The organism is Prevotella sp. TCVGH (genome assembly GCF_023522295.1).
Taxonomy (GTDB): domain Bacteria; phylum Bacteroidota; class Bacteroidia; order Bacteroidales; family Bacteroidaceae; genus Prevotella; species Prevotella timonensis.
Map to the genome: position 1 here is coordinate 1 of NZ_QFFX01000095.1, position 7,085 is coordinate 7,085.

The 7,085-nt window shown below is 40.1% G+C and carries 5 protein-coding genes; 2 read left to right on the plus strand and 3 right to left on the minus strand.

From position 1 onward, the window contains the following. Window positions 1–267 precede the first annotated feature (267 nt). Window positions 268–489, plus strand: a complete 222-nt coding sequence (locus DEM91_RS11705; RefSeq protein WP_004356044.1) for a hypothetical protein — start codon at window positions 268–270, stop codon at window positions 487–489. Window positions 490–839: 350 nt separating this feature from the next. Here the strand turns inward: DEM91_RS11705 and DEM91_RS11710 are convergent, their stop codons facing one another. Together DEM91_RS11710 and DEM91_RS11715 are read right to left on the minus strand one after the other, a co-directional pair. Continuing rightward, window positions 840–2,837 carry an outer membrane beta-barrel protein gene (locus DEM91_RS11710; RefSeq protein WP_249859035.1) on the minus strand — a complete coding sequence of 666 codons (1,998 nt, stop codon included), beginning with the start codon at window positions 2,835–2,837 and terminating at the stop codon, window positions 840–842. After that, on the minus strand, window positions 2,834–3,445 hold the full coding sequence (locus tag DEM91_RS11715; protein WP_025071675.1) for a TetR/AcrR family transcriptional regulator: 612 nt from the start codon (window positions 3,443–3,445) through the stop codon (window positions 2,834–2,836). Before DEM91_RS11715 ends, DEM91_RS11710 begins: the two co-directional genes overlap by 4 nt. A 1,035-nt stretch (window positions 3,446–4,480) precedes the next feature. Here DEM91_RS11715 and DEM91_RS11720 point away from each other — a divergent pair. After that, complete coding sequence (locus DEM91_RS11720; RefSeq protein WP_249859036.1) at window positions 4,481–5,632, plus strand: ABC transporter substrate-binding protein; 1,152 nt, start codon at window positions 4,481–4,483, stop codon at window positions 5,630–5,632. Window positions 5,633–5,971: 339 nt separating this feature from the next. Here the strand turns inward: DEM91_RS11720 and pheS are convergent, their stop codons facing one another. After that, the gene (gene pheS, locus DEM91_RS11725; RefSeq protein ID WP_039868923.1) at window positions 5,972–7,009 is read right to left on the minus strand and encodes a phenylalanine--tRNA ligase subunit alpha; all 1,038 of its coding nucleotides are present in this window, start codon (window positions 7,007–7,009) and stop codon (window positions 5,972–5,974) included. Window positions 7,010–7,085: the final 76 nt, after the last annotated feature.

Here is a 7,085-nt window from a genome sequence, read left to right on the forward strand (position 1 = left end):
GGCCGGAGGCGCGAAGCCTCCGAAGAGCGGCATCCGACTTGTCTCCGTGTGTTAGCCTTTGCAAACATAGTAACTTTACGGAAAAATATGTTTCTAAAATATATAAATAGACAGCTGTGGGGAAAATGTGGGGAAAAATTAGATAATTAAAAAGGCTAAATGACTGGAAATAATCACTTAGCCTTTTAATCCGTACCTAGACCCGTACTTCGTAATTGCTGCGCCCATCATTCAAGACTGTCAAATCGGGTCTTTCCTGTCAAGCCAATGATGCCTATGCGTATGCCAAACACATGGATTACGGATTTCTCGTTCCGTGAACAAACACTTTATCCGCAACTCTGCTATGTGGTGTATTGGCTTAACTCCATTTCTATGGGCAACACTTTTGTTGCAGATTTCAAGCAGCTTTTATCGAAATACCCATCAGTAAGAACTCGTTTATTAGGCTTTCCTCATAATTGGGAACAAGAGCCTTTGTGGAGATAAAATAATTGCCCTGTTTCTTAAAAAGCACTGGGGCAAACCAGCTCCGTCTTTAATTGTTTCCAATAAATGGATTGTTTCAAGCCCCTATAGAAAGAGAACAAAAATTCCTGTGTGAAAATTAATCTACGACAAGGAGCAAGCAAGGAGCAATATCAAACAAAAATCAATACCTTTGCAGTACATATGAGATAGACCAAAACAAAAGTGGAATATCGGAAACGAATAGCAAGGAAAAGAGAAGAAACGACCCAAGTTGATGTCCTTTTTGAGTTAATAATCAATAAAAGCGTTAAATCTTCACCTTTTAGAATGTGCAATTAAAAATAACAACCATATTTCTGACTTATTATCTATAAAATATTGAGTAATAATCGGTTGTAAATACAAACATTGGAAAATTCTTTGTAAGTAATGCTTGCCGTGATAGAAAAGTATTTTGACCACTCACTTAGACTGGCGCCATCAGGCTTTATGGCACTGGTATATACAATTGTTGCGAACGGCTGGATTTTCAAGAATGGGAATGGAAGCCATTGAAGGCTGAGGTCCGCAGCTGTGTATGAGGTGTGTTTAAAATGTTCAAGGGTCTTCACTATCTCTGCGTCTCTACTCTCAAATAACGTCATATAAGGGCGGCGCAGGTACGAATGCCGTATTGCGGCACTCATATAGAAAGTAGGCAGACTTAGTTGGTATTGAAGACGATTATAGAAAGTATAGTAGGGTTGAAGATGAGGATTGCCCACACTATAATATTGATAGTTGAGATAGACTGGATGGATGGTGAGCTGTGAGATGTCAGGAACATTGGATAAGATAAGCGAGTTAAGCCTAATGGAAGAGGAGTGACCAATCTGATAGCTTGCAGACAATGAAGGTTTGAACACGGTATAATGCCTTGCCTTCATTTCTCCATTGTCTTGAATACTATGTTCTATACCTACACCTATGGTGTAATGGAGATTCTTTAACTTGCCTGCAAGATTTGAATATATATAGCAGACTTGCTGTTCCATTGTGGAACGGGTGTTTTCATTATAGGTCTGCCGAAGTTGCTTATAAAAGTATCTTGCCCCGATGCTTATATTTTCATTGGAAAAGGACTTGTTGTAAAGCAACTCGGATATGATGGAATTAGAGTAATTCCTGAGATGGTTGTTGTACCGATAAGTTATTGTATTATCTGAATTTTCTTGGGAAATCTGATTGTTCGATTTGGAATCAAAATAAGATCCCACAAAATTGGCTGTCAATTCCTGGTTGTTCTTCAATTTTCTATTGTAATACAAATCCAATGATATAGCATCATAATTACTTTTAAGTTTTTTTGCCGAATAACCTTGTTGTAGAATTCCTGTACCAAATTTCGTTGTTGCAGTTTGTTGATGGCGTTCCCGCCCTGGGTTGAGGCGATACCTTACTTTAGCAGAAAACAGTTGGTTGTCATCCGGACGAAACATGTAATCTGCCCCTATGATATGATACTCCCCCTTGTAAGTACCAGGAAGTCCTTGCAGTTTGCTGGAGAAATTTGCATGGTCTATCTCATACTCGTAAGTCTGATTGATTCTGTTGTCGTTAAGATTCCTGTAATCAATGAAATAAGAAAGGGCAATCTGGTGCTTGAGCGTGTACCATTTCGCATTGATAGTGTTTGTTCCGTAACCCGTTGTAAATGAGTTTACTGTATTGATAAAACTGTTAAACCCGCTATCCTTTTCTTTTATGGTAAAGACGCTTAGGACTGCACCTACGTTTTTATTGGCAAATCTTGCTGGTGGCTGTGTAAAATACTCAACTCTCCTGATTTTTTTTGCAGATAGAGCCATTAAGTCATTTTCATTCGCTTGTATGCCATCTATGAGAATGAGTATATTCTGCCGGTCTGTCGTTTGAAGGATATTTGAAATTCTATTCAATTGAAATTGTGGCATTTCTCCCAAGGCCGCCAAGGCAGAGGAGGCTCTTTCTTTCAGACTTTGTGGGATGAGTAATTTGTCCTTACTCCCGAAAGTCTCAATCTCCCTTGCAGAAATAACTACTTCCTGCAGTTCTTCAGAATACCGCTTCAAGATGATTTCGTGATGAGACTTGGCCGCTAAACATATCGTTTCGTAACCCACGGAAGATATCTTTAGTATAAGTTGCTGGGAGACAGTATTCGGGAAAGAAAAATATCCCTTATTATTGGATACCGTACTGGCAATCAGAACACTATCAGGAATTTGGTACAGCCCAATAGTTGCAAATTCGACAGGTAGTTTTTCCTCATCTATTATCACTCCGGATATCTGGGCGTTGAGAACTTTGCACGAAAACAACAGAACTATTATAAAGACAAACCTCATGATTGTATGGTATTATATAATAACGAGTATTTTCTCTTCAGTTTCTCAATATCCAGTTCCATTCCAATCATGGAAAGGCAGAAAGAATCTCCATAATACAAGGAGCGAAACGTAGAAATTACCAGATTTAGGTCAAGGTCTTTTTTGAGTTCGCCCGCCTCGATGCCACGGCGACAATACTCAATCCACAGGTCAGAGATATTCGTTTCCAGTTCCTTTAACTTCTCCTCAAAACCTTCATAGTGGAAATCCGCAGAAGACAACAAATTGACAAATTGAGTGGAACTTGCCTCTGCGTTAGCGGCTTTCATTCTTTCCATTCTCTGCCGTATAAGCTCTAAATCGCTCATGATGAAATCCCAAAACGGCGTTTCTTCCGAAACTGATATACCGTTGTGCAAGGACTCGGACAGAAAATCGAGGACAAACTTGTCAATGACAGCCTGGTATAACCCTTCCTTGTTCTTCACTTTATAATATATGGCACCACGCGACAACCCGGTTATCTCCTCAATATCTGCGGTTGTTACATCTGCATATTCCTTCATTAAAAAGAGCTTGAATGCCCCCAAGAGGATATTATATCTGCGTTCTTCTTTCTTTGTCATTTATACATGTATTAGCTGCATGAGAATAATATTACGTTCGTACTATTTTTTTTATCGGTAGCGAATATATTGATATTTTTTTAATTTTCCAAGAAATTGCCGATTTTTATTAAATTATAGTAAAAACAATCTTCTCCTATGGTTTCAATCATGAGTTAAAGCGTATGAACCGAATCGAATTGCTTGTGTTCAATGTCTACCTCATTTGCATTCATGGTTGTAACTACAATGCCCCTTCAATGCAAGAGCTGCTACTTTTATTTTTTATCATTCTTGGTACGGGAATACAGTTGTTTTTGTCCTACAATTTTACCAAAAAACGACCATTCAAAATCTTCAAAATAGAAAATTTTAATATGCAAACGCCCAACAAAATTACGCTGATTTTCACAAAATAGACGTCTCTTGCGGTTGAAATATTGATTTAACGCCCTTGGAAACACTCAATAGAGGTGTTATTCACATACAGTAGCAGCATTAAAGCATGCAAATAGGAGGCTTATCTTAATGCTTTAGTCGCCAAGAAAGGGCAAATTTACGCATAAAAAGAGAGGCTTTAGTCGTAATGTGTTCAATAACAAAGGATTACGAACGTCGCTCATTTCTCGCGTATTTGCGACCAACTTTGTCGTTGGTTGTTTTTACGCGAGTTATGAGAGGCACTTTGTAAAGAAAATTCAGCATTTTATCTCCTCCCATGTAGCGTACCTCCAATTTTATGAACCGATTGCAAACAATGTATGAAATCGGCTCTTCATCACTTATCTACTTCTCTTATTTTCGGTGAGTTGGATAGAACGCAAATGCTTTCGTTATCAACATGTGCGTAAATACTTTTTGATTTCGTTCGTGTTTTTCGTTGTACAAATATCATTTTTATACGAAGAAACTGTGATTGGAAAAAAGAAAAAGAACAACTGATGAAAATGGCGTTCGCGTGAAAAAGTGACGAATAGATAACGTGAAGCTTCGTAATTTTTGTACATTTGCACTGATTTATGGATGATTTGCTCAACAATTAACGCACATGAAATTATGATTAAATGTAACTCTTCTTTCTCTCTCATCGCTTGTGGAATCCTGATGATGACCTCCATTACTATGGGGTGCCAATCCAAGCAGTCAAAGAACTCAACTCATGAAGGCACGAAAGTAGAACTAAAATATGCGGAACATATCCAAATGCAAAAATATCCTCTGTTTACAGTCGTAACTTTAGCGAATCCGTGGGATGAGGGAAAGGTTCTACATACGTATGTGTTGGTCAACCGTAAAGACTCAGCAAGGGTGAATCATCTGCCAAAAGGTACCTTAGTTTATACGCCCATTGAACGGAGTGTGGTTTTCTCGACCGCTCATTGTAAGTTGCTTGAATCTTTAGGCGCATTGGATGCCATTGCGGGGGTAGCCGATTTGAAGTATATTCTTATTCCAGCAATTCAACATCGAGTAACGACAGGCAAGATTGTTGATTGTGGAGACGGGATGAGTCCTAACATCGAGAGAATGATAGCGTTACATCCGCAGGCTCTTCTTTTGTCTCCTTTTGAGAATAGTGGGGGATATGGAAAGTTAGAAGGGTTGGGTTGTCCTGTCATTGAGTTGGCAGATTATATGGAGACATCACCGTTGGGAAGAGCCGAATGGATGAAATTTTATGGGATGCTCTTTGGCTGCGAGCAGCGTGCAGATTCGTTGTTTGCCGTTGTCGACAGTGCCTATCAACGGTTAAAGTCACAAGCTCAATCATGGTCAGAGGGAGCTTCTCTCTTGACAGAGCGTCAAACGGGGAGTGTTTGGTATTGTCCAGGAGGAAAGAGTACCATAGGGCAAATGATAGCCGATGCACATGGGAAATATGCTTTCTCTGTTGACAAGCACAGTGGAAGTTTAGCACTCTCTTTTGAAGAAGTATTGGAAAAGGCAGGCAACAGCGAGGTGTGGGCTTTCAAATATCATGGTGAACATTCCATGACCAAACAAGACTTGCTGGCAGAATACCGTGGATATCGTGTTTTGCGAGCTTTTAAGCAAGGGAAAATCTATGGTTGTAACAGTCGCATAAAACCATATTTTGAAGAAACACCGTTCCGTCCTGACTTCCTCTTGCGTGATATCATCATTATGTTGCATCAACCCCACGCCTCTTGTTTAGGTAAATTGCGGTACTACGAACCTCTGCCATAGCTCCTTTCATAGATTCCCCTTATCAATGGAATGATACATGGGATGCTGTCAATCATTTGGAAAATTGTCCGAGAGTATCATTTTCATAGATAAAAAAGGATGGGTTATCAATGCTGTTGGCTCATCGCATTGATTTCAATCAAGAGGGATGTCTTGAAAATTGAATATCGAAGTACAGGAATCTCTTAATATATAAGGTGAAACTCATGAAACAGGATATGCGTCTGTCATGTGTTTGGACGAGTTACAGACAGAGAAGTAACTCCTGTGAGGCTGAAAAGAAAAAGGAGACCGAAGTCTCCTTTATGTTTATTCATCAATGACGAGCGTGTGCTGCTGTTAATGTGCAGCCTCAAACTCTTTGAGGAAGCGCAAATCATTCTCTGAGAAGAGGCGCAAGTCGCTAACCCGGTATTTCAGATTGGTGATGCGTTCTACACCCATACCAAAGGCATAACCGCTGTACACCTTACTGTCAATGCCGCAAGCCTCGAGTACATTGGGGTCTACCATGCCACATCCCAAGATTTCTACCCAACCAGTTTGCTTGCAGAAGCCACAGCCTTCACCACCGCAAATAAAACATGAGATGTCCATTTCGGCACTCGGCTCTGTAAATGGGAAGTAACTTGGGCGCAAACGAATGTCAGTATCTGGACCAAACATTTCGCGTGCAAATGTAAGCAACACTTGTTTAAGGTCGGTAAACGATACGTTTTTGTCAATATACAGGCCTTCTACCTGATGAAAAAAGCAGTGGGCACGTGCAGAAATCGCCTCGTTACGATACACTCTTCCTGGACATATAATGCGAATAGGAGGCTCGTGCGTTTCCATATAGTGCGATTGGTCGCCCGAAGTGTGTGAGCGTAGCAATACATTCTTAGTCACATCGTTGGGATGCTTGTGAATGAAGAATGTGTCCTGCATATCTCGTGCGGGATGATCGGGTGCAAAGTTTAATTTGGTGAAGACGTGTAAATCGTCATCAATCTCAGGTCCATCTGCCAAAGTGAAGCCCATTCGTTGAAAGATATTACAAATTTCATTCTTCACAATGGTTAGCGGATGTCGTGTTCCCAAGCGAATTGGATAAGCTGAGCGTGTAAGATCAAGCGATACGGAAGATTCATTGGCTGTTCCTACCGTGTCCTTGAGTGAGTTGATTCTATCCTTAGCCAACTGCTTTAATTCGTTGATCTTCATGCCAACAGTTTTCTTTTCATCAGCTGCCACATTGCGGAAGTCGGCCATCAGCGCATTGATTTCACCCTTCTTACTGAGGTATTTTAGGCGCAACTGTTCTACCTCATCGGCATTCTTTGCCGAGAGGTTGCTTACTTCTTTGAGAAGTTCATCTATTTTGTCAAGTATCATACTTCTATGTTGCTTTCCAAATAATTGGAAAATATTTGTAATTTATTAACTGTTCATTATCATTCACTTAGCGTGA